Origin of the sequence: Variovorax sp. J22R115, assembly GCF_030317005.1 — a bacterium.
Taxonomy (GTDB): Bacteria; Pseudomonadota; Gammaproteobacteria; order Burkholderiales; family Burkholderiaceae_C; genus Variovorax.
Window position 1 is genome coordinate 300426 of record NZ_JASZYM010000002.1, and the last position, 24149, is coordinate 324574.

At 63.6% G+C, this 24149-nt stretch carries 26 protein-coding genes; 14 read left to right on the forward strand and 12 right to left on the reverse strand.

What is annotated here, in order from left to right:
* Nucleotides 1-10: 10 nt before the first annotated feature.
* Genes thrC through QTI04_RS04380 form a run of 3 tightly spaced genes read right to left on the reverse strand, consistent with a single transcriptional unit; the run spans nucleotide 11 to nucleotide 4016 of the window.
* Entirely contained in the window at nucleotides 11-1426 is a 1416-nt protein-coding gene (thrC, locus tag QTI04_RS04370; RefSeq protein WP_286614325.1) for a threonine synthase, read from the reverse strand.
* The gene (locus tag QTI04_RS04375) at nucleotides 1426-2748 is read right to left on the reverse strand and encodes a homoserine dehydrogenase (protein WP_286614326.1); all 1323 of its coding nucleotides are present in this window, start codon (nucleotides 2746-2748) and stop codon (nucleotides 1426-1428) included. Before QTI04_RS04375 ends, thrC begins: the two co-directional genes overlap by 1 nt.
* Before the next feature lie 44 nt (nucleotides 2749-2792).
* Nucleotides 2793-4016, reverse strand: a complete 1224-nt coding sequence (locus QTI04_RS04380) for a pyridoxal phosphate-dependent aminotransferase (RefSeq protein ID WP_286597716.1) — start codon at nucleotides 4014-4016, stop codon at nucleotides 2793-2795.
* Nucleotides 4017-4082: 66 nt separating this feature from the next.
* Here QTI04_RS04380 and QTI04_RS04385 point away from each other — a divergent pair, with 66 nt between their 5' ends.
* The 7 genes from QTI04_RS04385 (at nucleotide 4083) to QTI04_RS04415 (ending at nucleotide 9193) form a co-directional block, all read left to right on the forward strand.
* Nucleotides 4083-4469, forward strand: a complete 387-nt coding sequence (locus tag QTI04_RS04385; RefSeq protein ID WP_286597715.1) for an Mth938-like domain-containing protein — start codon at nucleotides 4083-4085, stop codon at nucleotides 4467-4469.
* Between the two features lie 120 nt (nucleotides 4470-4589).
* Nucleotides 4590-5066: a peroxiredoxin gene (locus QTI04_RS04390; protein ID WP_021006537.1), complete on the forward strand. Its 477-nt coding sequence runs from the start codon at nucleotides 4590-4592 to the stop codon at nucleotides 5064-5066.
* A 191-nt stretch (nucleotides 5067-5257) separates the two neighbouring features.
* Nucleotides 5258-7003: a PhoH family protein gene (locus QTI04_RS04395; RefSeq protein ID WP_286614327.1), complete on the forward strand. Its 1746-nt coding sequence runs from the start codon at nucleotides 5258-5260 to the stop codon at nucleotides 7001-7003.
* 203 nt (nucleotides 7004-7206) lie between these two features.
* Complete coding sequence (locus QTI04_RS04400) at nucleotides 7207-7503, forward strand: hypothetical protein (RefSeq protein WP_286614328.1); 297 nt, start codon at nucleotides 7207-7209, stop codon at nucleotides 7501-7503.
* An 18-nt stretch (nucleotides 7504-7521) separates the two neighbouring features.
* The gene (locus tag QTI04_RS04405) at nucleotides 7522-7989 is read left to right on the forward strand and encodes a GyrI-like domain-containing protein (RefSeq protein WP_286614329.1); all 468 of its coding nucleotides are present in this window, start codon (nucleotides 7522-7524) and stop codon (nucleotides 7987-7989) included.
* A gap of 1 nt (nucleotide 7990) precedes the next feature.
* Nucleotides 7991-8473 carry an MGMT family protein gene (locus QTI04_RS04410; protein WP_286597711.1) on the forward strand — a complete coding sequence of 161 codons (483 nt, stop codon included), beginning with the start codon at nucleotides 7991-7993 and terminating at the stop codon, nucleotides 8471-8473.
* Nucleotides 8474-8482: 9 nt separating this feature from the next.
* On the forward strand, nucleotides 8483-9193 hold the full coding sequence (locus QTI04_RS04415; protein WP_286597710.1) for a YafY family protein: 711 nt from the start codon (nucleotides 8483-8485) through the stop codon (nucleotides 9191-9193).
* A gap of 1 nt (nucleotide 9194) precedes the next feature.
* Here the strand turns inward: QTI04_RS04415 and dnaB are convergent, their stop codons facing one another.
* The 7 genes from dnaB to ppsA form a co-directional block, all read right to left on the reverse strand.
* Nucleotides 9195-10598, reverse strand: a complete 1404-nt coding sequence (gene dnaB / locus QTI04_RS04420; protein WP_286614330.1) for a replicative DNA helicase — start codon at nucleotides 10596-10598, stop codon at nucleotides 9195-9197.
* Nucleotides 10599-10769: 171 nt separating this feature from the next.
* Nucleotides 10770-11222, reverse strand: a complete 453-nt coding sequence (gene rplI / locus QTI04_RS04425; RefSeq protein ID WP_286597707.1) for a 50S ribosomal protein L9 — start codon at nucleotides 11220-11222, stop codon at nucleotides 10770-10772.
* Between the two features lie 13 nt (nucleotides 11223-11235).
* The gene (gene rpsR, locus QTI04_RS04430) at nucleotides 11236-11517 is read right to left on the reverse strand and encodes a 30S ribosomal protein S18 (RefSeq protein ID WP_007830781.1); all 282 of its coding nucleotides are present in this window, start codon (nucleotides 11515-11517) and stop codon (nucleotides 11236-11238) included.
* A 21-nt stretch (nucleotides 11518-11538) separates the two neighbouring features.
* Nucleotides 11539-11841 (reverse strand): primosomal replication protein N, encoded by a 303-nt coding sequence (gene priB / locus QTI04_RS04435; protein ID WP_286597706.1) that lies wholly within the window; start codon nucleotides 11839-11841, stop codon nucleotides 11539-11541.
* 4 nt (nucleotides 11842-11845) lie between these two features.
* Complete coding sequence (rpsF, locus tag QTI04_RS04440; protein ID WP_028253450.1) at nucleotides 11846-12220, reverse strand: 30S ribosomal protein S6; 375 nt, start codon at nucleotides 12218-12220, stop codon at nucleotides 11846-11848.
* 118 nt (nucleotides 12221-12338) lie between these two features.
* Nucleotides 12339-12857 carry a hypothetical protein gene (locus tag QTI04_RS04445; protein ID WP_286614331.1) on the reverse strand — a complete coding sequence of 173 codons (519 nt, stop codon included), beginning with the start codon at nucleotides 12855-12857 and terminating at the stop codon, nucleotides 12339-12341.
* 210 nt (nucleotides 12858-13067) lie between these two features.
* Nucleotides 13068-15461 carry a phosphoenolpyruvate synthase gene (ppsA, locus tag QTI04_RS04450; protein WP_286614332.1) on the reverse strand — a complete coding sequence of 798 codons (2394 nt, stop codon included), beginning with the start codon at nucleotides 15459-15461 and terminating at the stop codon, nucleotides 13068-13070.
* Nucleotides 15462-15649: 188 nt separating this feature from the next.
* Here ppsA and QTI04_RS04455 point away from each other — a divergent pair, with 188 nt between their 5' ends.
* Nucleotides 15650-16471 (forward strand): pyruvate, water dikinase regulatory protein, encoded by an 822-nt coding sequence (locus QTI04_RS04455; RefSeq protein WP_286597703.1) that lies wholly within the window; start codon nucleotides 15650-15652, stop codon nucleotides 16469-16471.
* Nucleotides 16472-16527: 56 nt separating this feature from the next.
* Here QTI04_RS04455 and ahpF read toward each other — a convergent pair whose 3' ends face one another.
* Both ahpF and ahpC read right to left on the reverse strand, forming a co-directional pair.
* Nucleotides 16528-18102 (reverse strand): alkyl hydroperoxide reductase subunit F, encoded by a 1575-nt coding sequence (gene ahpF / locus QTI04_RS04460; RefSeq protein WP_286597701.1) that lies wholly within the window; start codon nucleotides 18100-18102, stop codon nucleotides 16528-16530.
* 81 nt (nucleotides 18103-18183) lie between these two features.
* A complete protein-coding gene (gene ahpC, locus QTI04_RS04465; protein ID WP_286597700.1) occupies nucleotides 18184-18756 on the reverse strand; it encodes an alkyl hydroperoxide reductase subunit C in 573 nt (190 codons plus the stop codon).
* A 214-nt stretch (nucleotides 18757-18970) separates the two neighbouring features.
* Between ahpC and bfr the strand changes: the two genes are divergently transcribed.
* The 6 genes from bfr to QTI04_RS04495 all read left to right on the forward strand — a co-directional run bounded on the left by bfr (nucleotide 18971) and on the right by QTI04_RS04495 (nucleotide 24073).
* Nucleotides 18971-19447: a bacterioferritin gene (bfr, locus tag QTI04_RS04470; protein WP_286597698.1), complete on the forward strand. Its 477-nt coding sequence runs from the start codon at nucleotides 18971-18973 to the stop codon at nucleotides 19445-19447.
* 198 nt (nucleotides 19448-19645) lie between these two features.
* Nucleotides 19646-20290, forward strand: coding sequence for a PepSY-associated TM helix domain-containing protein (locus QTI04_RS04475; protein WP_286614333.1), 645 nt, complete (start codon nucleotides 19646-19648; stop codon nucleotides 20288-20290).
* A 19-nt stretch (nucleotides 20291-20309) separates the two neighbouring features.
* Nucleotides 20310-20834 carry a DUF2271 domain-containing protein gene (locus tag QTI04_RS04480; RefSeq protein WP_286614334.1) on the forward strand — a complete coding sequence of 175 codons (525 nt, stop codon included), beginning with the start codon at nucleotides 20310-20312 and terminating at the stop codon, nucleotides 20832-20834.
* A gap of 34 nt (nucleotides 20835-20868) precedes the next feature.
* Nucleotides 20869-21672, forward strand: a complete 804-nt coding sequence (locus QTI04_RS04485; RefSeq protein WP_286614335.1) for a DUF4198 domain-containing protein — start codon at nucleotides 20869-20871, stop codon at nucleotides 21670-21672.
* 125 nt (nucleotides 21673-21797) lie between these two features.
* Nucleotides 21798-22712 carry an FAD:protein FMN transferase gene (locus tag QTI04_RS04490; protein ID WP_286614336.1) on the forward strand — a complete coding sequence of 305 codons (915 nt, stop codon included), beginning with the start codon at nucleotides 21798-21800 and terminating at the stop codon, nucleotides 22710-22712.
* On the forward strand, nucleotides 22709-24073 hold the full coding sequence (locus QTI04_RS04495) for a sulfite reductase subunit alpha (protein ID WP_286614337.1): 1365 nt from the start codon (nucleotides 22709-22711) through the stop codon (nucleotides 24071-24073). The genes QTI04_RS04490 and QTI04_RS04495 overlap by 4 nt, the downstream gene beginning before the upstream one ends.
* The last annotated feature ends 76 nt before the right edge of the window (nucleotides 24074-24149 follow it).

The window sequence follows — 24149 nt, forward strand, 5'->3', positions numbered from 1 at the left end:
GCCTACCGCATCAGTCGCAGTGCTGCGCAATGTAAGCCTTGACCGCTTCGGCATCAGCCGGCAGCTTGACAACGCGCTTGGGGAGCGCTTCGATGCCCTCGAAGCGTGCGGGACGCTCCGGCTCGTGCCCCAACGCTTCGACGATCGTTTCGGCGAATTTGATAGGCAGCGCGGTTTCCAGAACGATCATGGGCACGCCCGGCACCAAGTGCTCGCGCGCGACCTTCAGGCCGTCGGCGGTGTGCGTGTCGATCAGCGTCGCGAAGCGCTTGTCGGTATCGCGGATGGTGGAGAGCCGGTCGGCATGCGTGCTCCGGCTGCTCGCGAAGCCGAAACGCGTCGCGGCCTGGGCGAAGACCGGATCGTTGCTCAGATCGAAGCGGCCTTCGCGGCCGAGTTCGTCCTCGAACAGCCCGCTCGCTTTCGCTGCGTCGCGGCCGACCAGATCGAACACGAAGCGCTCGAAATTGCTTGCCTTGGAAATGTCCATCGACGGGCTCGACGTCTCGTGCGTGTCAGCGGCCGAGCGCACCCGGTAGACGCCGGTGCGGAAGAACTCGTCGAGCACGTCGTTCTCGTTGGTGGCGACCACGAGCGTGCGAATCGGCAGGCCCATCGTGCGCGCGACGTGGCCGGCGCAGACGTTGCCGAAATTTCCGGACGGCACGGTGAAGCTCACCTGCTTGTCGTTGCTGCCCGTCGCCTGGAAGTACCCCGCGAAGTAATAGACGACCTGCGCCAGCAAGCGCGCCCAGTTGATCGAGTTGACCGTGCCGATCTTGTACTTGCGCTTGAAGGCCAGGTCGTTCGACACCGCCTTGACGATGTCCTGGCAGTCGTCGAACACACCGGCGATCGCGATGTTGTGGATGTTCGCGTCCTGCAGGCTGAACATCTGCGCCTGCTGGAACGGACTCATCCGCCCGTCCGGCGAGGTCATGAAGACTCGCACGCCCTTCTTGCCGCGCATCGCGTACTCGGCGGCGCTGCCGGTGTCACCGCTGGTCGCGCCGAGGATGTTGAGCTCTTCGCCACGGCGGGCCAGTTCGTACTCGAACAGGTTGCCGAGCAGCTGCATCGCCATGTCCTTGAACGCGAGCGTGGGGCCGTTGGACAGGGCCTCGAGGTAGACGCCATCCTCCAGCTCGCGCAGCGGAACGATTTCGACCGTGCCGAACACTTCGGCGGTGTACGTCTTCGCGCAGATCGCCTTCAGGTCGGCAGGCGGGATGTCGTCGATATAGAGCGAGAGGATTTCGAACGCCAGCTCGGCGTAGGAAAGCCCACGCCACTTCGCCAGCGTGGCGGCATCGACTTGGGGGTATCGCTCGGGCAGGTACAGGCCGCCGTCGGGCGCCAGACCTTCCAACAGGATCTCGCAGAAACGTCGGCGGTCCGGGTGACCGCGCGTGGAGAGATAACGCATCAGGACAGCTCTTCCTTGCGAATGCGCACGATCGGCGCCAGCACCGTGGGCAGCGCCTGCAGTTGGGCGAGCGCGTCGTCCAGGGTCCCTTCGCGCGTGTCGTGCGTGAGGATGATCAGGTCGGTCTGCGTCGAGCCTTCGCCGCCCACTTCGTCGGCTTCCCGCTGCAGCACGGCATCGATGCTGATGCCGGCGCTGGCGAGCAGGCCCGTCACCTTGGCGAGCACGCCGGCCTCGTCCGCCACTCGCAGGCGCAGGTAGTAGCTGGTCACCACCTCGGCCATCGGCAGGACCTTCAGGTCGCTCATTGCGTCGGGATGGAAGGCCAGGTGCGGAACGCGGTGCGCCGCATCGGCCGTGTGCAGGCGCGCGATGTCGACCAGGTCGGCAATCACCGCGCTGGCGGTCGGCTCGCTGCCGGCGCCCTTTCCGTAGTAGAGCGTGGTGCCGACGGCATCGCCGTTGACCACCACCGCGTTCATCGCCCCTTCGACGTTCGCGAGCAGCCGCTTGGAAGGCACCAGCGCGGGATGCACGCGCAGCTCGATGCCCTGCGCCTTGCGCTTGGTCACACCCAGCAGCTTGATGCGGTAGCCGAGCTGCTCGGCGTACTTGATGTCCTGCGCCGCGAGCTTGGTAATGCCCTCGATGTGCGCCTTGTCGAACTGCACCGGGATGCCGAAGGCGATCGCGCTCATCAGCGTGACCTTGTGCGCGGCATCGACACCTTCGATGTCGAAGGTCGGATCGGCTTCGGCGTAGCCCAGGCGTTGCGCCTCCTTCAGCACCGTGGCGAAGTCGAGGCCCTTGTCTCGCATCTCCGACAGGATGAAGTTGGTGGTGCCGTTGATGATGCCGGCGATCCACTGGATGCTGTTGGCCGTGAGGCCTTCACGCAGCGCCTTGATGATCGGGATGCCGCCTGCGACCGCGGCTTCGAAGGCCACCATGACGCCCTTGGCGTGCGCCGCCGCGAAGATTTCGGTGCCGTGCACGGCGAGCAGCGCCTTGTTGGCGGTGACCACGTGCTTGCCGGCGGCAATCGCCTCGAGCACCAGCTGCTTGGCGATGCCATAGCCACCGATCAGCTCGACCACGATGTCGATCTCGGGATTGGCGATGACGGCGCGTGCGTCGTTGACGACCTGCACGCTATCGCCGACCACCTCCCTGGCGCGCGCCGTATCGAGATCGGCGACCATCGTGATCTCGATGCCGCGGCCCGCGCGGCGCTTGATTTCTTCCTGGTTGCGCCGGAGCACCTTGAAGGTGCCGCTACCGACCGTGCCGATGCCGAGCAGGCCAACTTGGATGGGATTCATTCGATTCGTCTTCTAAAGCAATGGGATCTGAACGCGCGGCGGCTTCAGGCGACCCGGTTTCGGTAGCGTTCGAGGAAGCTGGCGATGCGTGCAACCGCCTCGCGCAGGTCTTCTTCGTGGGGAAGGAACACGATGCGGAAGTGGTCCGGCGTCGACCAGTTGAAGCCGGTGCCCTGCACCAGCATCACCTTGGTCTCCTTGAGCAATTCGAGGAAGAACTGCCGGTCGTCATCGATCGGATAGACCTTGGGGTCGAGCTTCGGGAACATGTAGAGCGCCGCACTGGGCTTGACGCAACTGACGCCCGGAATCGCGGTGATGAGTTCGTAGGCCAGGTCGCGCTGCCTGCGCAGTCGACCGCCCGGACCCACCAGGTCATTGATGCTCTGGTAGCCGCCCAGCGCGGTCTGGATCGCCCACTGGCCCGGCACGTTGGCGCACAAGCGCATGTTCGAGAGCATGTTCAAGCCCTCGATGTAGTCGCGCGCCATCTTCTTGTCGCCGGACACGACGAGCCATCCGGCGCGATAGCCACAAGAGCGGTAGCTCTTCGACAAGGAATTGAAGGTGAGCGTGAGCACGTCCTTCGAGAGGCTGGCGATGGCGGTGTGCTTGACGCCGTCGTAGAGCACCTTGTCGTAGACCTCGTCGGCGAAGATCACCAGGCCGTGCTCGCGCGCGATAGCGACGATGCCCTTGAGCAGGTCGTCTGAATACAGCGCGCCGGTCGGGTTGTTGGGGTTGATGACGACGATGCCCTTGGTACGGGGCGAAAGCTTGGCGCGGATGTCGTCGAGGTTCGGCATCCAGCCGTTGTCCTCGTCGCACAGGTAGTGCACCGGTTTGCCGCCCGACAGGCTCGCCACTGCCGTCCACAGCGGATAGTCAGGCGCCGGCAGCAGCAGTTCGTCACCATCATTGAGCAGCGCGTTGGTGGCCATCGCGATCAGTTCGCTGGCGCCATTGCCGAGGTAGATATCGTCCAGCGTGACGCCCGCGACACCTTGTTTCTGGGTTTCGTGCATCACGGCCTTGCGCGCCGCAAAAATCCCCTTGCTGTCCGAATAGCCCGCCGACGCCGGCAGATTGCGGATCATGTCCTGCTGGACCTCTTCGGGTGCATCGAAGCCGAACAGGGCGAGATTGCCGATGTTGAGCTTGATGATCTTCTGGCCCTCTTCCTCCATCTGCTTCGCGGCGTCCATGATCGGGCCGCGGATGTCGTAGAGCACGTTGGCCAGCTTGGCCGATTTCTTGAGCGGTTTCAAAGTCCCTCCAAGGGGGTCTGCGCAGGGGAAAACCTATAATTTGACCACAGTTCCCACCCCCTCCAGATGAAGCTCCAGCCCGACAAATCCGACGTCCAGACACTCACGGCACATGGCCCGGGCTGGGTCGCCATCAACAATGAACGGGTCGAAACCAGTGTGGTGGTCGGCTCGCGCGGCGAGCGCGTCGAGTGGAATTGCTCCCGCTTCGACGAAATCGGCGCGGAGCATTTCGCCCAACTCGCCTCGCTGGGCGCGGAACTGATCATCTTTGGCAGCGGCGCACGCATCCGTTTCCCGCAACCGGCCTGGCTTCAGCCCCTGATGGCGCAGCGTACCGGTGTCGAGACGATGGACACGCCTGCGGCCTGCCGCACCTACAACATCCTTGCGAGCGAAGGCCGTCACGTGGTCGCCGCTCTGCTCGTCGAGAGCCCGGACGCTGGGCAGTAGCAGGCATTTCGGGGTAAAATCGCGGGTTGCGAACCGGCGGCCCGCCCTCAGTTAGCAACGACCAATCCTTCATGAACCCGACCGGATCGGGCATGGAATCAAACGGAGAAAACAAGTTTCATGGCGATCGTTGTCAACAAACCCATTCCCGAATTCGACGCCAATGCCACCGGCGGTCTCAAGGTCTCGAACACCTCGCATCTCGGCCACGTGCTGGTCATGTACTTCTACCCCAAGGACAACACGCCAGGTTGCACGACGGAAGCGATGCAGTTTCGAGACCGCTACAAGGACTTCGAAAAGGCAGGCGCCACCGTATTCGGTGTTTCTCGCGACAACATGAAGTCGCACGATGAATTCAAGGCCAAGCTCGAACTCCCCTTCGAACTGATCGCCGACACCGAAGAAAAGATGTGCCACATGTTCGGCGTGGTCAAGAACAAGATCATGTACGGCAAGAAGGTCAAGGGCATCGAGCGCAGCACGTTCCTGATCGGCGCCGATGGCGTCCTGAAGGCCGAATGGCGCGGCCTCAAGGTGCCCGGCCACGTGGACGACGTGCTGAAGGCTGTCAAGGCCCTCAAAAAAGCTGCTTGAACTGTGAAGTGTGTGAGGTTTTGCGCAATCTCGTTGGTGACGCGCAACGAACACCGGATGCGACACACCTGATGTGCATAATGGCCCAATGCCGTTGAGCTCCACGACCGCATCCACCGAACAAAGCCGCCCTGGTCTTCAGGCGGCTTTTTCGCTTTCTGGCCCCTTCTTTTTTGCGAGCGAACCGATCCATGCCCCTGCCTCCCGCCCCCACGAAACGCGCCGCATTGCTTTCGCCGGACGCGCACGACGCGCCCGCCCGTTCTTCGCACGGAAGAAGCGGCCGACGCTCGTCTGATCGCAGTACCGAAGACACCGGGTCGAACGGGACCCGACCGCTCGAATTGTTCGACCGCCATGCCGCGGAAGCCGGCGGCGCTGTCGAGGCGCCGGTCGCGCCCAGGGCAAAAGCACCCGCGCCAGCGGTGCCCGAAGCGCCGCCCAGCCGCCGCGGCGAGACTCGTGTGAGCGCGCCGGTGGCTGCGCCGCAAAACCCGCCGCGCGCCAAACGCGGCAAATCCAACGGTCCGGCCAAGCTTTTCGTCCTCGACACGAATGTGCTGCTGCATGACCCGATGTGCCTGTTCCGTTTCGAGGAACACGACATCTTCCTGCCGATGATCGTGCTGGAAGAGCTCGATGGCCACAAAAAGGGCACGACGGAAGTCGCGCGAAACGGCCGCCAGACCAGCCGCACGCTCGATGCGCTCGCCGCGGCGCAAGGCGCGGACATCGGCAAAGGGCTGAAGCTCGACACAACCGGTCACCGCGAAGCCGGCGGCAAGCTGTTCTTCCAGACCGCGCCACTCGACTACACGCTGCCGACCAGCCTGCCGCAAGGCAAGGCCGACAACCAGATCCTGGGCGTGGTGCAGGCCCTGCGCGACCTCTACGCCAAGGACGCGCCCGACCGCCCGAAGCAGGAAGTGGTGCTGGTGTCCAAAGACATCAACATGCGCGTCAAGGCGCGCGCGCTGGGCCTGGCCGCCGACGACTACCAGAACGACAAGACGCTCGAGGACGGCGACCTCCTCTACTCCGGATCGCTCGCCCTGCCAGCTGATTTCTGGACGCGCCAAAGCAAGACGGTCGAGAGCTGGCAGAGCGGCAGCAGCACCTTCTACCGGATCAGCGGTCCGATCGTGCCGAACCTCTATATCAATCAGTTCGTCTATTTCGAGGCGCCCGGCGAGCCGAGCATGTATGCGCGCGTGACCGAAATCCGCGACAAGACGGCAGTACTCAAGACGCTGAAGGACTACGGTTCGCTCAAAAACGCTGTCTGGGGCGTGAGTACGCGCAACCGCGAACAGAACTTCGCGATGAACCTGCTGATGGACCCCGACGTCGACTTCGTCACGCTGACCGGCACGGCCGGCACAGGCAAGACGTTGATGGCGCTGGCCTCGGGCCTGACACAGGTACTCGACGACCGTCGCTACACCGAGATCATCATGACCCGTGCCACCGTGAGCGTCGGCGAGGACATCGGCTTCCTGCCCGGCACGGAAGAGGAAAAGATGGGCCCCTGGATGGGCGCGCTCGACGACAACCTCGAATTCCTCGCCAAAGGCGACAGCGGCGGCGCAGGCGAATGGGGACGGGCGGCGACCAACGAGTTGATCCGCAGCAAGATCAAAATCAAGAGCATGAACTTCATGCGCGGGCGCACCTTCCTGAACAAGTACGTGATCATCGACGAAGCGCAGAACCTGACGCCCAAGCAGATGAAGACGTTGGTCACGCGCGCGGGTCCGGGCACCAAGATCATCTGCATGGGCAACCTGGCGCAGATCGATACGCCTTACCTCACCGAGGGCTCGTCCGGCCTGACCTTCGCGGTCGACAAGTTCAAGGGCTGGCCGCACAGCGGCCATATCACCCTTGCACGCGGCGAGCGCTCGCGCCTAGCCGATTTCGCCAGCGAAGTCCTTTAGTCCCCTTCGCTTAGCCGGCCGAGGACGACCCTGCGGCCGGCGAAGCCAGGCCCGTTGGTGAAACGCCGCGGTATCGGTCTTGCCGGGCCGCTGGTGCTGCCCCCGGCAGGGGGTGGGCGGCTACACGAAGTGAGCCAACCTGGGGGCGAGCCACATCGCTGCTGACAGGACGCTGTCAGTAGGGCTCGCGCAGCATGGCGGGCATGAACCGCAGAAATTGGATCGCAGTCGCCAGTGCCGAGCACGCCCGCCGTGGGCGTGACAGCCCGGAGGGCGGCTTCATGCACATGGGCAACGGCTTCGTCCCGTGGCGCCGCGACGTGCGCTATGCGGTCGCGAGCGAGGCGCCGATCCTTCCCCTGATCGACCGGTTCGACTTCGTCGAAGACCCGAGGCGCTGGGGCTACAGGTTCCGATTCGGATTATTCGAAGTCAACGAGCACGACATGCGCCTGATCGCCGGCGCGATGAAGGCCAGTCCCCGGGCGCTCGCCCTCTAATTTCACATGGAGCGACACATGCAGACTCAATCACAGCCCCAACTTCGACGCGTCGACGCCTTCAACGTCGCTGGCGTCTCCGGGCGAACCACTCATCGCGACGACAGCGACCCGGGCGCTGCGCAGATCGGTGCACTGTGGGATCGCTTTTTCGACGAGCGCGTGTACGAAAAGACGCCGCACCGGATGAACGACATGCGGCTCTTCGGCGTTTATTCCGCCTGCGCGGCAGACACGCACGGAGTGTTCGACATCACAACCGGCGTCGCGGTGTCGGATGGGCCGTCGGCGGTCCGGATCGAGGGGGGCGACTACCTGGTCTTTACTGGGCAAGGCGAAATGCCGGAGATGGTGCTCGCCGTGTGGAGGGCGATCTGGCAGTATTTCGAGAAGCACCGCGAAATCAAGCGCCGCTACCGGAGCGACTTCGAGGCCTACAGCGGCCCGGAACAGGTCGCCATCCACATCGGAGTCGAATTGGATTGACATGGGTTCGGCCATCGCGAGGAACGGCAAAAGCTGGCGAGAGAGGCTCGCCGGCTATCCCACGCTGCCCGACATCAAGCCGATTCCGGAGCGCATGCAGCAGCGCCACGGACACGGGACGATCGTGACGCCCTCCCCTCGCGAGGTCGACCAAGCGATGAAGCGCGTGCCGGAAGGTCGCCTGGTCACGGTCTTCGGCATCGGACAGCAACTGGCCCTTCAGCACGGCACCACGATCGGCTGCACGGTGACAACGGCCATCTTCGCGAGCATGGCGGCCCAGGCCGCCGAAGAAGACCGGCAGGCCGGCGTTGCAGATATCACGCCCTACTGGCGCACCTTGAAAGCCAACGGCGAGCTGAATCTCAAGTATCCGGGCGGCCTCGATGAACTCATGCAACGGCTCGAATCCGAAGGTCACACCGTGGTCCAGCGCGGACGGCGATATTTCGTCGAGGACTTCGAGAAGAAGCTCATGCGCTAATCTCCCTTTATGCGTCGCGCAGACCGCCTGTTCCAGATCGTCCAGCTCATTCGCGGGAGACGACTCACGACCGCCACCTTCCTGGCGCAACGCCTCGAGGTGTCGGATCGAACGGTGTACCGCGACGTGGCCGACCTTCAGCGCCAGGGAGTGCCCATCGAGGGCGAAGCCGGCGTCGGCTATCGCATCGGCGCAGGCTTCGACGTACCGCCGCTGATGTTCACGCAGGATGAAGCGGCGGCACTGGTGGCGTCGGCGCGGATGGCGCAAAGCTGGGTCGATCCCGCGATGGCGCGGGACATCGAGACTGCGCTATGCAAGATCCTGTCGGTTTTGTCTCCGGCAGCGCGGATCTCGGCCGAAAGCCTTGCGCTCTACGCGCCGGCCTACGCACTCGACGACGGGACGCGCGCCCGCCTGCAGACCTTGCGTGAAGCCGTGCAATCACGCCAGAAGCTGCGCATGGACTACCGCGACGTCAATGGCGCCCCGAGCCAGCGCATCGTCCGGCCGCTCGGCTGTTTCTATTGGGGAAAGGTCTGGACCTTTTCCGCCTGGTGCGAGCTCCGCCAGGACTTTCGCGGGTTCAGGATCGACCGCATCGACCATATCGAAGTCCTGCCCGAGCGCTTTCGCGATGAACCCGGCAAGACGCTGGCCGAGTTGCTTCGACGCCTGCAGGAAGAATCGCGGCAATACGATTCACCGCAGAAGTCATAGGTCAGAAATCGGCGCCGCCACCGGCGAGGTTCTCGAACTTGGTGAGCGGCTTGAGGAACGCCAGCTTGACCGTCCCCGTCGGCCCATTGCGATGCTTGCTGATGATCACTTCGGCCACGCCCGGCTCCTTGCTGTTCTTGTCGTAGTAGTCGTCGCGGTAGATGAACATGATGATGTCGGCATCCTGTTCGATGGCGCCAGATTCGCGCAGGTCGCTCATCATGGGGCGCTTGTCGGTGCGGCTTTCCACGCCACGGCTGAGCTGCGACAACGCGATCACCGGGCACTTGAGTTCCTTGGCGAGCATCTTCAGTCCGCGAGAGATTTCGCCCACGGCCGTCGCGCGGTTCTCATCGTTCATGCTGGTCGACACGCTCATGAGCTGAAGGTAGTCGACCACGATCAGCCCGAGCTTCCCGTACTGCCGCGCCAGGCGTCGGGCGTTCGCACGCAACTCGCTGGTGGTCAGACCTGGCGTCTCGTCGATATGCAGCGATACATTGCGAAGCTTCTCGATCGCTTCGGTGAGACGCGGCCATTCCTCGTCGGTGAGCTTGCCGGTCCGCAGATGTCCCTGGTCGATGCGGCCGATCGAGCCGACGATACGCACCGCGAGTTGCGACGCACCCATTTCCATCGAGAACACCGCCACCGGCAAACCCTCGTTGAGCGCGACGTGCTCGGCGATGTTGATCGCCAGCGAGGTCTTTCCCATGGACGGGCGCGCCGCCAGCACGATCATGTCGCCCGGCTGCAGACCCGAAGTCATCTTGTCGAATTCGTAGAAGCCCGTACGAACGCCGGTAATGTCGTTGGGGTTCTCCGACATCTCCTGCACCCGATCCAGCAGTTCGACCACCAGCGTATCCATGCCCTGGAAGCCCTGCTTCATGCGGGTGCCTTCTTCGCCGATGTTGAAGATCTTCTGTTCGGCCTCGTCGAGGATCTTGTCAACCGCCTTGCCCTGCGTATTGAACGCATTGGTCGCGATCTCGTCGCTCGCGCTGACCAGCTTGCGCAGGATCGAGCGCTCGCGGACGATTTCCGCGTAGCGCCGGATGTTGCTTGCGCTCGGCACGTACTGCGCGAGCGAGTTGAGGTATGCGAGGCCGCCGATCTCTTCCGCCTTCCCGAGGTTTTGCAGTTGCTCGTACACCGTGATCACGTCCGCCGGCTTGCTGGCGTTGATCAGCGTACCTATGGACGCGTAGATCAGCTTGTGTTCATGGCGATAGAAATCGCTGTCCACCACCACGTCGGCCATCCGGTCCCAGGCACCGTTGTCGAGCAGGAGGCCGCCGAGCACGCTCGATTCGGCCTCGATCGAATGCGGGGGGATGCGCAGCTGCGCAATCTGGCGATCGGACGACGGATCGTTATCGGCGTAGGAAAAGACGGCGGACATGAAGCTCCTTGCAACCTTGCATGCTAAGCCGCGCGACGCGCTGCGTCACGTGGACAAGGCTGTGAATAAACGGTGATCTTCCGGTGCACCACGCGGGACAACCCAGGTGGCCAGAAAAACAAAAGCCGCCCGAAGGCGGCTTTTTCGACGCGCACGAGGCGCGCTCGGTGATCAGGCGCTTTCGCCGTACACCGTGACGGTGATATCGACCACCACGTCGGTGTGCAGTGCGACGCTGACGGTGCTGTCGCCGACCACCTTGATCGGGCCGTTGGGCATACGCACCTGCGACTTCGCAACCTTATAGCCTTGCTTGTTCAGCTCTTCGGCGATGTCGTGGTTGGTGACCGAACCGAACAGACGGCCGTCAACGCCGGCCTTCTGCGTCAGCTTGACGGTCGTGCCGCCGAGCTTTTCGCCCTGGGCTTGCGATTCGGCCAGCTTGGCGGCCGCGGCCTTTTCGAGTTCGACGCGCTTGGCTTCGAATTCGGCCTTGTTGGCTTCGGTGGCGCGGCGTGCGCGACCCGACGGAATCAGGAAATTGCGTGCGTAGCCGTCTTTGACCTTGACGATCTCGCCGAGCACGCCGAGGTTGACGACTTTGTCCAGAAGAATGACTTGCATGGTGTCTTGCTCCTTAGACGCGGTGTTGGTCGCTGTACGGCACCATTGCGAGGAAGCGTGCGCGCTTGATCGCGGTGTTGAGCTGGCGCTGGTAGATCGCGCGCGTGCCGGTCAGGCGTGCGGGGATGATCTTGCCGTTTTCGCTGATGAAATCGCGCAGGGTGTCGATGTCCTTGTAGTCGATTTCTTCGACGCCAGCGACGGTGAAGCGGCAGAAGCGCTTGCGCTTGAACAGCAGCGACTGGGTATTGCGCTTCGGGCGCTTGTCTTTGTTGAATTTCTTGAACGTGGCCATTGAGGGACCTCTTGTCGAAAATTAATCTTGCTGAAAATCCTGGATGTGCAGAACCGGATGCTTGCCGTTGCCCGGGGTTGCGAGAAATCCCTGGAATCGCCAGAGACTTCCCAACGCCTGCCTTGCGAGTCGCTCGGCCACTGCGCCGAACGCCACGGCCTTGAGGGCCGCCTTGATCTGCCTGGGTTGCCCCGCCTCGGAGACTGTCGACTCGTGTTCGAGTCTGAGGTCGACGGCGGGCAATCCGGCAGGAGTGAAACGCAGGGCTCCGAGTTCGGCGACGCAGGCAGTCAGCACCAGCTGATTGACTGCGGCAGCACTCACACCATCAGTTGTTGTTGGCGGCGTATTCGGCCTGCTGGGCCTTGCGGGCCTCTTCGCGCTCGACCGTCTTCATCATCGACGAAGGACCGGTATCGGCCTTCTTCTTGACCACGGTGAGGTGGCGCAGAACAGCGTCGTTGAACTTGAACGCGTGCTCGAGCTCGGCCATCACGGCTTGTTCAGCCTCGATGTTGACGCACAGGTAATGCGCCTTGTTGAGCTTGTTGATCTGGTAAGCCAGCTGGCGGCGGCCCCAGTCTTCGACGCGGTGGACCTTGCCGCCGCCGGCGGTGATCAGGCCCTTGTAGCGCTCCAGCATGGCCGGAACTTGCTCGCTCTGATCCGGGTGGATCAGCAAAATGATTTCGTAGTGACGCATGGCACTCCTTGTGGATCTTCCGTAGAAGGGATAAAGCCACCCGCAGCGTCGGTCGCGGTGTGGCAAGGCAAAGCCGGAAATTATAGCAGTCAAACGCTGCCGGCAGGCCCGTGACCGATCACCCGACCAGCGCGAGTTCCAGTGCGGCCACCTTCTCCGGGCCTACGGCGGCCCGAATCTTCGGCAGGAGCTCGACCAGTTCCTCGTACGTCGAGGTTCCTTCGACCGACAGATTGAGTCTGAACCCCCGCAACCCGAGGCTTCCCGTGAGTTGCGTAGCGATCGGATAGGCGTCCTTGTAGCGCTGCTGGCTCGAGCGCTCCGAGGGCAACGATGAGGCAACGGGCAGCATCTCGGTCGGAGGCGCCGACGGCACGCGCGCCGGGACGTCCGGCATGGCTGGCTTACCGTCTGCCCCAGCGTTGGCCGCATCCGAAGATCCGCCCACTTGCCCTAGCAGCCCGAGTTCGACCATCTTGTCGATGTCCTCTCGCGCAATGCCCATGCCGGCTTCGAGCACGTCGTTCAACGAGCGTTTGCCGTCGAAGAGGATGAATGCGGAGCGTTGCCGGGGCGTGAGCCGCACGGATCGGTCCTTGAGCGCTTGGTGCCCGGCTTCTGTCTTGACAAGAATCATGTGTTCCTGGACGCGGAAGTCCGGAGCGCCTTCGAGACCGACATACGGCCCATGTGCGCGCTCTCGGAGGTGCATCCCCCTGTGAGTGGTAAGTTTGACACCAAAGATTCATTTGGTTTCAAGTACACCAAGCTGACATAGGGATTACGACCTCAGCTGTGAACAATGTCGTTGCGCGGCGGTGACAAGCATCCGCCGCCGCCCCTCGCGTCAGCGCTTCGCGAGCTGCTGCCAGGTATCGATCACGCTGTCGGGATTGAGCGAGATCGATTCAATTCCCTGCTCGGCCAACCACAGCGCGAAATCCGGATGGTCGCTGGGCCCCTGCCCGCAAATGCCGACGTACTTGCCTTGCGACTTGCATGCCTTGATGACGCGTTCGAGAAGCGCCTTGATAGCCGGATCCCGCTCGTCGAAATCTGCGGCAAGCAGTTCGAGACCCGAGTCCCGGTCCAGGCCCAGGGTGAGTTGGGTCAGGTCGTTGGACCCGATCGAGAAGCCGTCGAAGTACTTCAGGAATTCCTCCGGAAGGATCGCGTTGCTCGGCACCTCGCACATCATGATCAGCTTGAGCTCGTTCTCGCCGCGCTTCAGGCCGTGCTCGCCGAGCAGGCTCGTCACGCGCTCTGCCTGGCCCAGGGTGCGCACGAAGGGCACCATGATTTGCACGTTGGTCAGGCCCATCTCGTTGCGCACACGCTTGAGCGCTTCGCACTCCATGGCAAACGCCTCGCCGAAATCCTTGCTGAGGTAGCGCGCCGCGCCGCGGAAGCCGAGCATCGGGTTTTCTTCCTCGGGCTCGTAGCGGCTGCCGCCGATCAACTTGCGGTATTCGTTCGACTTGAAGTCGGACAGGCGCACGATCACCGCCTTGGGCCAGAACGCCGCACCGATCGTCGCGATGCCTTCTGCCACCTTGTCCACATAGAAGGCCCTGGGAGACGCGTGGCCGCGTGCGACCGACTCCACCGCCTTCTTGAGGTCCGCGTCGACATTGGGGTAGTCGAGGATCGCCTTCGGGTGCACGCCGATGTTGTTGTTGATGATGAACTCGAGGCGCGCCAGACCCACGCCGTGATTCGGCAACTGGGCAAAGTCGAAAGCAAGCTGAGGGTTGCCCACGTTCATCATGATCTTGAGGTCGATCTCGGGCATCTCGCCGCGCGTGACCTCGGTCACTTCGGTCTCGAGCAAGCCGTCGTAGATGAAACCGGTATCGCCTTCCGCGCAGCTGACGGTCACCAGTGTGCCGTCCTTGAGCAGGTCCGTCGCATCACCGCAGCCCACGACCGCCGGGATACCCAGCTCGCGCGCGATGATGGCCGCGTGGCAGGTACGCCCACCACGATTGGTGACGATCGCTGCCGCGCGCTTCATCACCGGTTCCCAGTTCGGGTCGGTCATGTCGGTCACAAGCACGTCGCCGGCCTGCACCTTGTCCATTTCGCTGATGTTGTGGACAAGGCGCACCGGCCCGGTCCCGATCTTCTGCCCGATCGCGCGCCCCTCGGCCAGCACGGCGCCTCTGCCGAGAAGCTTGTAGCGCTGCTCGGCCTTGCCCTGCTGCTGGCTCTTCACGGTTTCGGGCCGCGCCTGAAGGATGTAGAGCTGACCGTCGGTGCCGTCCTTGCCCCATTCGATGTCCATCGGACGGCCGTAGTGCTCCTCGATCACGAGCGCGTATTTGGCGAGTTGCTCGACGTCGACGTCGCTCAGCGAATAGCGGTTGCGGTGTTCGGTCGGAACATCGGTGGTCTTGACGAGCTTGCCGCTGGCCGCCTTTTCCTCGGCGGTCGCGAATTCCATCTGGATCAGCTTGGAGCCGAGGTTGCGGCGGATCACCGCGCGCTTGCCGGCCTTGAGCGTCGGCTTGTGCACGTAGAACTCATCGGGATTCACCGCGCCCTGCACCACCGTTTCCCCGAGGCCGTAGCTCGACGTGATGAAAACCACATCCTCGAAACCGGATTCCGTGTCGATGGTGAACATCACGCCGGCAGCCCCGAGGTCGCTGCGCACCATGCGCTGGACGCCCGCCGACAGGGCAACGACGTCGTGCGCGAAGCCCTTGTGGACGCGGTAGCTGATGGCGCGGTCGTTGTAGAGCGAGGCGAACACCTCTTTCATCTTGTGGAGCACGTCGTCGATGCCGACCACGTTCAGGAAGGTTTCCTGCTGGCCCGCGAAGGACGCGTCCGGCAGGTCTTCCGCTGTCGCCGAAGAACGTACCGCAAAGCTGGCTTGGGGGTTGCCCGCCGAAAGGGTTGCAAAGGCACCCTGAATTGCTTTTTGGAGATCGTCCGGGAAGGGCTGTGCCTCGACCATCGCGCGGATCTCGGCGCCGGCGGCTGCGAGGGCACGAACGTCCTCCGTATCGAGCTTCGCGAGCTTCGCGCTGATCTTGTCGGCCAGACCGTCGTGCGCGAGGAACTGCCGGAACGCGTGGGCTGTGGTCGCGAATCCCGTGGGAACGCTCACGCCCTGCGGCAACTGGGAAATCATCTCGCCGAGGCTGGCGTTCTTGCCGCCGACCGACTCGACGTCGGTCATCCTCAGGTTTTCAAACGGTACGACCAGGGCGGTCGCTTCGAAGAGTGCAGACATGGGAAAGCTCCAGAAGTTGAAACCGACGCTTCATGCAGGCGGCGCAACGCGATCACTTTTCTTGTTCTGGGCGTTGGCGGGAGGTGCATGGAAAGATTGGGGCGGGAATCGCGGATCGCATTCCCGATAATGGGCCGAATTGTAGGCGCGCCCCGGTTCGGCGTGCCGCAGGACAAGGCCGCCACATCATGCACACGCGCACAGTTTTCTTCGTCTCGGACGGAACCGGCATCACTGCCGAAACTTTCGGTAACGCCGTTCTCGCCCAATTCGAGATGAAGCCCCGCCACGTTCGGCTGCCTTTCACCGACACGGTCGACAAGGCCCACCAGGCGGTTCGAAGAATCAATCACACGGCGGAGATCGAGGGGCTTCGCCCCATCGTCTTCACGACTCTGGCCAACATGGAAGTCCTGGAGGTGATCGAAACCGGCTGCAAGGGCATGCTGCTGGACATGTTCGGCACCTTCGTCCGACCGCTGGAAATCGAGCTGGCGATGAAGTCCAACCATCGCATCGGCCGCTTCAGCGATGTCAGCAAGAGCAAGGAATACAACGCTCGGATCCAGGCCATCGACTTCAGCCTGGCGCACGATGACGGCCAGAGCAATCGCGATCTCGACGGCGCGGACGTGATCCTCGTCGGCGTGAGCCGCAGCGGGAAGACGCCGACCTCGCTGTACCTCGCCATGCAGCATGGCCTGAAGGCAGCGAATTACCCGCTGATTCCCGAAGACTTCGACCGCCGCCAGTTGCCGCCGGCCCTGATGCCGCATCGCAAGAAGATCTTCGGGCTCACGATCCAACCGGAGCGCCTGAGCGAGATCCGCAACGAACGGCGGCCGAACTCGCGCTACGCGAGCCTCGAAAACTGCCGCCACGAGGTCAGCGAGGCCGAGGCGATGATGCGCCGCGCTGGCATCCGCTGGCTGTCGACGACAACCAAGTCGATCGAGGAGATCGCGACGACGATCCTGCAGGAGCTGCGGCCCGAACGGCTGACCTACTGAACCGGTTGCGGGCTGCGCGAAGAGATATTGGCTCGTGCCGTCGGATCAAAGGTTGTTCAGGCCACCGTCTCTTCCGCCGGCGCCGAGGTGCGGATCAGGTGATCGAAGGCACTGAGCGCCGCCTTCGCACCGTCGCCGGCTGCGATGATGATCTGCTTGAACGGCACCGTGGTCGCGTCGCCGGCCGCGAACACGCCGGGCACTGAAGTCTGTCCCTTCGCGTCGACCACGATCTCGCCATGCTTCGACAACTCGACCGTGCCCTTGAGCCAGTCGGTGTTGGGCACGAGGCCGATCTGGACGAACACGCCTTCGAGCAGCACCGAGTGGCTCTCGCCACTCGCGCGATCCTTGTAGACCAGGCCATTGACCTTCTGCGTGTCGCCGGTGATCTCGGTCGTTTGCGCGTTGGTGATGACCTTGACGTTCGACAGGCTGTGCAGCTTGCGCTGCAGCACTGCGTCGGCGCGCAGTTGCGTGTCGTACTCGATCAGGGTCACATGGCCCACGATGCCGGCCAGGTCAATTGCCGCTTCGACGCCCGAGTTGCCGCCGCCGATCACCGCCACGCGCTTGCCCTTGAACAGGGGACCGTCGCAGTGCGGGCAATAGGCCACGCCCTTGTTCTTGTATTCGTGCTCGCCGGGCACGTTGATGTTGCGCCAGCGTGCGCCAGTGGAGATCACCACCGAGCGACTCTTGAGCGAGGCCCCGCTCTCCAGCTTGACCTCGATGAAATCACTGCCGCGCACCAATGCCGCCGCGCGCTGCAGATTCATGATGTCGACGTCGTAGTTGCGCACATGCTCCTCGAGCGCCAGCGCGAACTTGGGCCCTTCGGTTTCCTTGATCGAGATGAAGTTCTCGATGCCCATGGTGTCCAGCACCTGGCCGCCGAAACGTTCGGATGCCACACCGGTGCGGATTCCCTTGCGTGCCGCGTACACCGCAGCCGCTGCGCCCGCGGGGCCACCGCCAACGATGAGCACGTCGAACGGATCCTTGCCAGCGATCTTCTTGGCCTCGCGCTCGACGCCGCTGGTATCGATCTTGGCGAGGATTTCCTCCAGGCTCATGCGACCCTGACCGAACTCGGTTCCGTTAAGGAACACGGTGGGCACGGCCATGATCTGGCGTTCCTTGACTTCGTCCTGGAACAGCGAGCCATCGATCATGGTCGACTTGATGCGCGGGTTCTGCACTGCCATCAGATTGAGCGCCTGGACGACGTCCGGGCAGTTGTGGCAGGTCAGTGAAATGTAGATCTCGAACTCGAAATCGCCGTCGAGCGAACGGATCTGCTGCAGCACCGCGTCGTCGACCTTGGGCGGATAGCCGCCGACTTGCAGCAACGCCAGCACCAGCGAGGTGAACTCATGCCCCATGGGCACGCCCGCGAAACGCGGACCGTGGTTTTCGCTCGGCCGATTGATCGAGAACGAAGGCTTGCGATGGTTGTCGTCGCGGCTCTCGATGACTTTCACCAGCGTCGACGATTCAGCCACGTCCTTGAGCAGGGCCTGCAGTTCGCCCGACGCCTTGCTGTCGTCGAGCGATGCGACGATCTCGACGGGCTGCGTGATGCGGTCGAGATAGCTCTTGAGTTGTGATTTGGTGCCGGCGTCGAGCATGGTGAACTCTCTTCTTGAATGCGATGGGAACAAAAAAGCCCGGGAGTTGACACGCCCGGGCTGTGGCGCGAACGAGGCGGCTTAGATCTTGCCGACCAGGTCGAACGAAGGCTTCAGCGTTTCAGCGCCTTCGGTCCACTTGGCGGGGCAGACTTCGCCCGGGTGTGCTGCCACGTACTGGGCAGCTTTCACGCGGCGCAGCAGTTCGGCAGCGTCGCGGCCGATGCCGTTGTCGTGCACTTCGATGGTCTTGATCTTGCCTTCGGGGTCGATCACGAAGGTGCCGCGGTAAGCGAGACCTGCGTCTTCACCTTCTTCGATGAGAACCTGGAAAGCGCGGGCCAGTTGCTGGCTCGGGTCACCGATCAGCGGGTACTTCACCTTGCCGATGGTGTCGGAGGTGTCGTGCCATGCCTTGTGCGTGAAGTGGGTGTCGGTCGACACGCCATACACCTCGACGCCCAGCTTCTGGAACTCTGCGTAGTGGTCGGCCAGGTCGCCGAGTTCAGTCGGGCACACGAAGGTGAAGTCGGCCGGGTAGAACACGACGACGGACCATTTGCCCTTGAAGTTCTCGTTGCTGACAGGCACGAACTTGCCGTTGTGATATGCGGTGGCCTTGAACGGGATGACTTCTGTATTGATCAGGGACATGTAGGGTTCCTTGGTAGCTGATGAAAAAACGAGTGCTTAGTATAACTACTGATCTGTCAATTTTAATAGGCATGAACTATTAAAGGCATTGCACTCCCCTATGAATGCGAACGCCTATCACCCTCACACGCATGCAGAGCGCGAAAGCATGGGTTTACTTGCAACGCCGCACGAGTGGCTCTCACAATCGACCATTTAAGAACAAGGAAAAACCATGAAGGGCGACCCACAAGTCATCGATCATCTGCAGGCGCAGCTCAAGAACGAGCTCACTGCGATCAACCAATACTTCCTCCACTACCGGATGCTCAAGCACTGGGGTCTGGACAAGCTCGCGAAGAAGGAATACGACGAGTCGATCGGCGAGATGAAGCATGCCGACAAGCTCATGGACCGCATCTTCATGCTGGACGGCCTGCCCAACCTGCAGGATCTGGCCAAGCTCAACGTCGGGGAGGACGTGCCGGAAATTCTCGAGTGCGACCTCAAGGCTGAAACCGGCGCGCAAGCGACCATCAAGGCCGGCATCGCTCATTGCGAATCGGTACGCGACTATGTCTCGCGCGACCTGCTCCAGGAAATCCTCGATGACACCGAGGAGCACATCGACTTTCTCGAGACGCAAATCGATCTGGTCGGCAAGGTCGGCTTGCAGAACTACCTGCAGTCGCAGATGGGCGAGATCGAATAGGCGCGCGACACGCACCATCCAAGCGGGGCCCAGCCCCGCTTTTTTTCGCCTTTACGAAACTTCACCGCTATCAATTTCGGAGCATTCGACTTAGCGACGACGAGGCGCCCAGGTACCTCGGCCTCCCTGGCGACTCTTGATCCACGATCTCGCAAATAACATTCATTCTCATCTGTAAGGCTAGAATCATCGCCTTCGATGACCGCAGCTCCCACCGACAACCGCCGACGCGCCTATTGGCTCAAGACCCTGCACGAATGGCACTGGGTGAGTTCGGCGCTCTGCCTGATCGGCCTGCTGCTATTTGGCATCACCGGCTTCACGCTCAACCATGCGGCCAGCATCGAAGCCAGGCCCAAGGTGACGAGCCGGACCGCCACGGCCGACGATGTCCTGCGCGCAACGCTGCTGAAGCAACTGCCCGAAGCAAGGGCCAACAAGGGCAAGGCCGAACTGCCCGCCGACCTGCAGCAGTGGATCCACAAGCAGTGGTCGATCGACACAGCGGGCCGCGAGGCCGAATGGTCGGACGACGAGATCTACCTTTCCCTGCCCCGCCCCGGCGGCGATGCCTGGCTGCGGCTCAGCCTGGCCGACGGCGAGGCCGAGTACGAACGCACCGACCGCGGCTGGCTGTCCTACTTCAATGACCTGCACAAGGGCCGCAACAGCGGCGCCGCATGGAGTTGGTTCATCGACATCTTTGCCGCCGCCACGCTGGTGTTCTCGATCACCGGGCTTTTCATTCTCAAGATGCACGCCGGCAACCGGCCTTTCACTTGGCCGATGGTCGGGATGGGCCTCGTGATACCGGTGCTGCTCGCGCTGCTGTTCATCCACTGATCCAGGAAAGAAGGTTTTCGTGCAAGTTCGTTACTCCCTCGCGCTCGCCGCACTATTCGGCGCGCCGGCCTTCGCTGCGGGGCTCACGGTCAACATCGAAGTGCCGCGGCTCAATGTGTCCGAGTACCACCGTCCCTACGTGGCGGCCTGGATCGAGCGGCCCGACCAGTCGGTGGCCAGCACGCTCGCGGTCTGGTACGACGTCAAGAACAAGGGCGGCAATGCCGAGGGCGAAGGCACCAAGTGGCTCAAGGACATGCGCCAGTGGTGGCGACGCACCGGCCGCGACCTGGAAATGCCGATCGATGGTGTGAGCAGTGCCACCCGCCCCGCCGGCAAGCACCAGATCGCGTTCTCCGAGGGTTCGGTGACGCTGCCGAAGCTGGCCCCCGGGGCCTACAAGCTGTATGTCGAGGCCGCGCGCGAGGTCGGTGGCCGCGAGATCGTGAGCATTCCCTTTCAGTGGCCACCGGCGAAGGCCGAGCAGTCGCAGGCCGCAGGCAACAGCGAGCTCGGAGCCGTCACGCTCGAACTCAAGCCCTGAGTTCTTCTTCCTACATCCTCACCGGAATCCCATCATGAAGCTCTCCCTTCGCACCCTTGCCCTCGGCCTCGCCCTCTGCGCCGGCACCGCCGCCGTCCAGGCCCACAATGCCTGGCTGATGCCTTCGAGCACCGTGTTGTCGAAGGCCGACTGGATCACGGTTGACGCCGCGGTGTCGAACGACCTGTTCTTCTTCAATCACAACCCACTGAACCTGGACAGCCTGGCTGTCACCGCGCCCGACGGCAGCACGGTCAAGCCGGAGAACATGTTCAAGGGCAAGCTGCGCAGCGTGTTCGACCTGAACCTCACGCAGCCCGGCACCTATCGCGTGGCACTCGTCAACGACGGCGTCTTCGCACGCTGGAAGGACAAGGCCACCGGCCAAGCCAAGCGCGCCCGTGGGACAGCAGAGAACATCGCCGGCCAGATCCCGGCCGATGCGCAGGAGGTCGAGATCACGCAATCGGCCGGCCGCAACGAGACCTTCGTCACCGTCGGCAAGCCGAGCACGCTGCGCCCGACGGGCAAGGGTCTCGAACTGGTCTCGGCCAACCCGACCGACCTGGTCAAGGGTGAGAAGGCAAACTTCACGCTGCAGCTCGACGGCAAGCCGGCCCAAGACCTCGAAGTGACGGTCACGCTGGGCAACACACGCTACCGCGACAAGCTCGACGAGCTCAAGGTCAAGACCGATGCCAAGGGCCAGTTCAGCGTGACCTGGCCGGTGGCCGGCATGTACTGGCTCGATGTCAACACCACCGACAAGAACACCTCGGTGCCGAAGGCCAAGGAACGCCGCCTGAGTTACGCCGCCACCCTGGAAGTGATGCCCTGAGTCCCAACAACGATCCGGCCGCGCAACGCCCCTCGTTCGCAACCTGGCGCGCTGACGGCTACGCCAATACGCCGCAGCCGCGCCGCGCCGATCTTCCGACGCTGCAGTCCCTGGCGGGCCGCAGCATGGGCACGACCTGGTCGCTTCGCTTCGACAACCCACGCATGATGGCGCTCGACGAGGTGCGCGCCAGCGTGCAGGGCGCTCTCGACCGCGTGGTCGCGCAGATGAGCACGTGGGAGGCCGATTCGGCCATCAGTCGCTTCAACCGCTCTGAAACCGGCAGTCGGCACGTGCTCGATCCCGAATTCGCCGAAGTGCTGGCCTGCGCGCTCGACTGGGCGGCCGCCAGTGAGGGCGCGATCGATCCGAGCATCGGTCCGTTGGTCGCGCTATGGGGATTCGGCGCGCATGCCGGCGCATCAGCCATCGCTCCGCCTTCTCCAGCCACGCTCGAGCACGCGCGCGGACAGGTAGGCTGGCAGCGCCTGAGGTTCGACCTTGCCACGCGCAGCCTCGTGCAGCCAGGTAGAGCCTCGCTCGACCTTTCGGGCATCGCGAAGGGCTTCGCGGTCGATCTGGGCGCCGCCGGACTGCGGGCTCTCGGACTGTCCGACTTCCTGTTCGAGGTCGGCGGCGAACTGCGTGCCGCTGGAAGGCGGCCTGACGGCCAACCCTGGCGAGTGTCGATAGAAGCATCAACAGTGCCCCTCCTGCGAATGCCACTCGAAGACATGGCGATCGCAACCTCCGGCGACCGCTGGCACGTGCGCGAGCACCAGGGCCGGCGCTGGTCTCACACGCTCGATCCTCGTACCGGAGAACCGAGCATCCACGCCCTGGCCTCGGTGACGGTACTGCACCAGGCCTGCATGCAGGCCGACGCACTGGCGACGGTGCTGACGGTGCTCGGTCCACATGAGGGCCTGGCCTTCGCCCGGCGGCACAGCATCTCCGCGCTGTTCGTCTGCCGCGGCGCCGCTGGGCCGCAGCGACTCGCCAGCGACCGCTGGCCCGTACTCAGCGACTCCGCCCCATGACCGAGCCCACCCTGCGAGCGCTGGCCGCGAGCCTGACCGTGCTCGCCTATGTCGTGTTGTGCACCACCATCTACTGGCGCCAGCGGCAACTGCGCGACGCCACGGCCCGCCGGGCGGCGGCGCTGGCCGGCAACCAGCCTGGCGCGGCGACCCTGGTGCTGTTTGCCAGCCAGACTGGACAGGCTGAAGCCCTCGCCTGGCAGACCGGTCGATGGCTGCACGAGGCCGGTACGCCCGCCCGCGTGCTTGCGCTCAACGATGTCGACACGGCCATGCTCCGCAGCGCGCCACGGGCCCTGTTCATCGCCAGCACCTATGGCGAAGGCGACGCGCCCGATGGCGCCAGCGTGTTCGCGGAGCGCGTGATGGGTGTGCGGGCCGAGTTGTCATCCCTGCGCTATGCGGTGCTGGCGCTCGGCGACCGGCAGTACGCCAACTTCTGCCGCTTCGGGCGCCAGCTCGACGAATGGCTCCACGCGGCTGGCGCGACACGTGCCTTCGAGCGCATCGAAGTCGACAACGCGGACCCAGCCACGCTGGCTGAATGGCAAGCGCAATGCGGCAGCAGCCCCGACACCTCCACGGCGGACACTCCAGAGACGCGAGACGCATCCTGGCGCCTCGCCTCGCGCCGCCTGCTGAACCGTGGCAGCGCGGGTGCCCCGGTCTATTTGCTGGCCTTCACGCCGGCGGCCGCTCCGGCGCCCGACTGGGAGTCCGGCGACATCGCGCAACTGGCGCTCGCGAGCGATTCCGGACGGCCCCGCGACTACTCGATCGCCTCCATCGCCGCCGACGGCGAACTGCAGCTCCTGGTGCGGCAAGAGCAGCATCAGGACGGCACCCTCGGCGCCGCATCCGGGCTGCTGACGTCGACGCTGAGCCTGGGCGACACGATTCAGTTGCGCCTGCGCCCGCACCGCGGCTTTCGCCTTGGCGAGAACGCGCGCCGCCCCTTGCTGCTGATCGGCAACGGCACCGGCCTGGCTGGCCTCCGCAGCCACCTGCGGGCCCGTGCGGCTATGGGTCGACAGGACAACTGGCTGGTATTCGGCGAGCGCAATGTGCAGCACGACTTCCTCTGCCGCGACGAAATCGAAGCCTGGCAGCACAGCGGGGTTCTGCAACGGGTCGACATGGTGTTTTCGCGCGATCAGTCCGAGCGGCTCTATGTTCAGCATCGCCTGCTGCAACTGCACGAGGAAGTGCGCGCCTGGGTAACGCGCGATGCCGCGATCTACGTATGTGGCAGCCTGCAGGGCATGGCGGGTGGCGTCGACGCGGCGCTGCGCCAGATCGTCGGGGAGTCCGTCATGGGCGAACTCTTGTCCAGCGGAAGGTATTGCCGCGACGTCTATTGAGCCGTGAAGTTGCCTTCCCCGGTCCATCCAGTCGCGTCCCCGCGGTGCGACACTCGCATTCGGCCCCTTGGGCGGG

What these genes read in the sequence shown, in the direction of transcription:
- QTI04_RS04445 (WP_286614331.1), bottom strand. Translation starts at nt 12,857, where the DNA reads ATGATTCTTGTCAAGACAGAAGCCGGGCACCAAGCGCTCAAGGACCGA.
- QTI04_RS04385 (WP_286597715.1), top strand. Translation starts at nt 4,083, where the DNA reads ATGAAGCTCCAGCCCGACAAATCCGACGTCCAGACACTCACGGCACAT.
- ahpC (WP_286597700.1), bottom strand. Translation starts at nt 18,756, where the DNA reads ATGTCCCTGATCAATACAGAAGTCATCCCGTTCAAGGCCACCGCATAT.
- rpsF (WP_028253450.1), bottom strand. Translation starts at nt 12,220, where the DNA reads ATGCGTCACTACGAAATCATTTTGCTGATCCACCCGGATCAGAGCGAG.
- bfr (WP_286597698.1), top strand. Translation starts at nt 18,971, where the DNA reads ATGAAGGGCGACCCACAAGTCATCGATCATCTGCAGGCGCAGCTCAAG.
- QTI04_RS04490 (WP_286614336.1), top strand. Translation starts at nt 21,798, where the DNA reads ATGGGCACGACCTGGTCGCTTCGCTTCGACAACCCACGCATGATGGCG.
- rpsR (WP_007830781.1), bottom strand. Translation starts at nt 11,517, where the DNA reads ATGGCCACGTTCAAGAAATTCAACAAAGACAAGCGCCCGAAGCGCAAT.
- ppsA (WP_286614332.1), bottom strand. Translation starts at nt 15,461, where the DNA reads ATGTCTGCACTCTTCGAAGCGACCGCCCTGGTCGTACCGTTTGAAAAC.
- QTI04_RS04455 (WP_286597703.1), top strand. Translation starts at nt 15,650, where the DNA reads ATGCACACGCGCACAGTTTTCTTCGTCTCGGACGGAACCGGCATCACT.
- QTI04_RS04410 (WP_286597711.1), top strand. Translation starts at nt 7,991, where the DNA reads ATGGGTTCGGCCATCGCGAGGAACGGCAAAAGCTGGCGAGAGAGGCTC.
- QTI04_RS04375 (WP_286614326.1), bottom strand. Translation starts at nt 2,748, where the DNA reads ATGAATCCCATCCAAGTTGGCCTGCTCGGCATCGGCACGGTCGGTAGC.
- QTI04_RS04485 (WP_286614335.1), top strand. Translation starts at nt 20,869, where the DNA reads ATGAAGCTCTCCCTTCGCACCCTTGCCCTCGGCCTCGCCCTCTGCGCC.
- QTI04_RS04395 (WP_286614327.1), top strand. Translation starts at nt 5,258, where the DNA reads ATGCCCCTGCCTCCCGCCCCCACGAAACGCGCCGCATTGCTTTCGCCG.
- QTI04_RS04390 (WP_021006537.1), top strand. Translation starts at nt 4,590, where the DNA reads ATGGCGATCGTTGTCAACAAACCCATTCCCGAATTCGACGCCAATGCC.
- thrC (WP_286614325.1), bottom strand. Translation starts at nt 1,426, where the DNA reads ATGCGTTATCTCTCCACGCGCGGTCACCCGGACCGCCGACGTTTCTGC.
- ahpF (WP_286597701.1), bottom strand. Translation starts at nt 18,102, where the DNA reads ATGCTCGACGCCGGCACCAAATCACAACTCAAGAGCTATCTCGACCGC.
- QTI04_RS04475 (WP_286614333.1), top strand. Translation starts at nt 19,646, where the DNA reads ATGACCGCAGCTCCCACCGACAACCGCCGACGCGCCTATTGGCTCAAG.
- rplI (WP_286597707.1), bottom strand. Translation starts at nt 11,222, where the DNA reads ATGCAAGTCATTCTTCTGGACAAAGTCGTCAACCTCGGCGTGCTCGGC.
- QTI04_RS04495 (WP_286614337.1), top strand. Translation starts at nt 22,709, where the DNA reads ATGACCGAGCCCACCCTGCGAGCGCTGGCCGCGAGCCTGACCGTGCTC.
- QTI04_RS04400 (WP_286614328.1), top strand. Translation starts at nt 7,207, where the DNA reads ATGAACCGCAGAAATTGGATCGCAGTCGCCAGTGCCGAGCACGCCCGC.
- QTI04_RS04415 (WP_286597710.1), top strand. Translation starts at nt 8,483, where the DNA reads ATGCGTCGCGCAGACCGCCTGTTCCAGATCGTCCAGCTCATTCGCGGG.
- dnaB (WP_286614330.1), bottom strand. Translation starts at nt 10,598, where the DNA reads ATGTCCGCCGTCTTTTCCTACGCCGATAACGATCCGTCGTCCGATCGC.
- QTI04_RS04405 (WP_286614329.1), top strand. Translation starts at nt 7,522, where the DNA reads ATGCAGACTCAATCACAGCCCCAACTTCGACGCGTCGACGCCTTCAAC.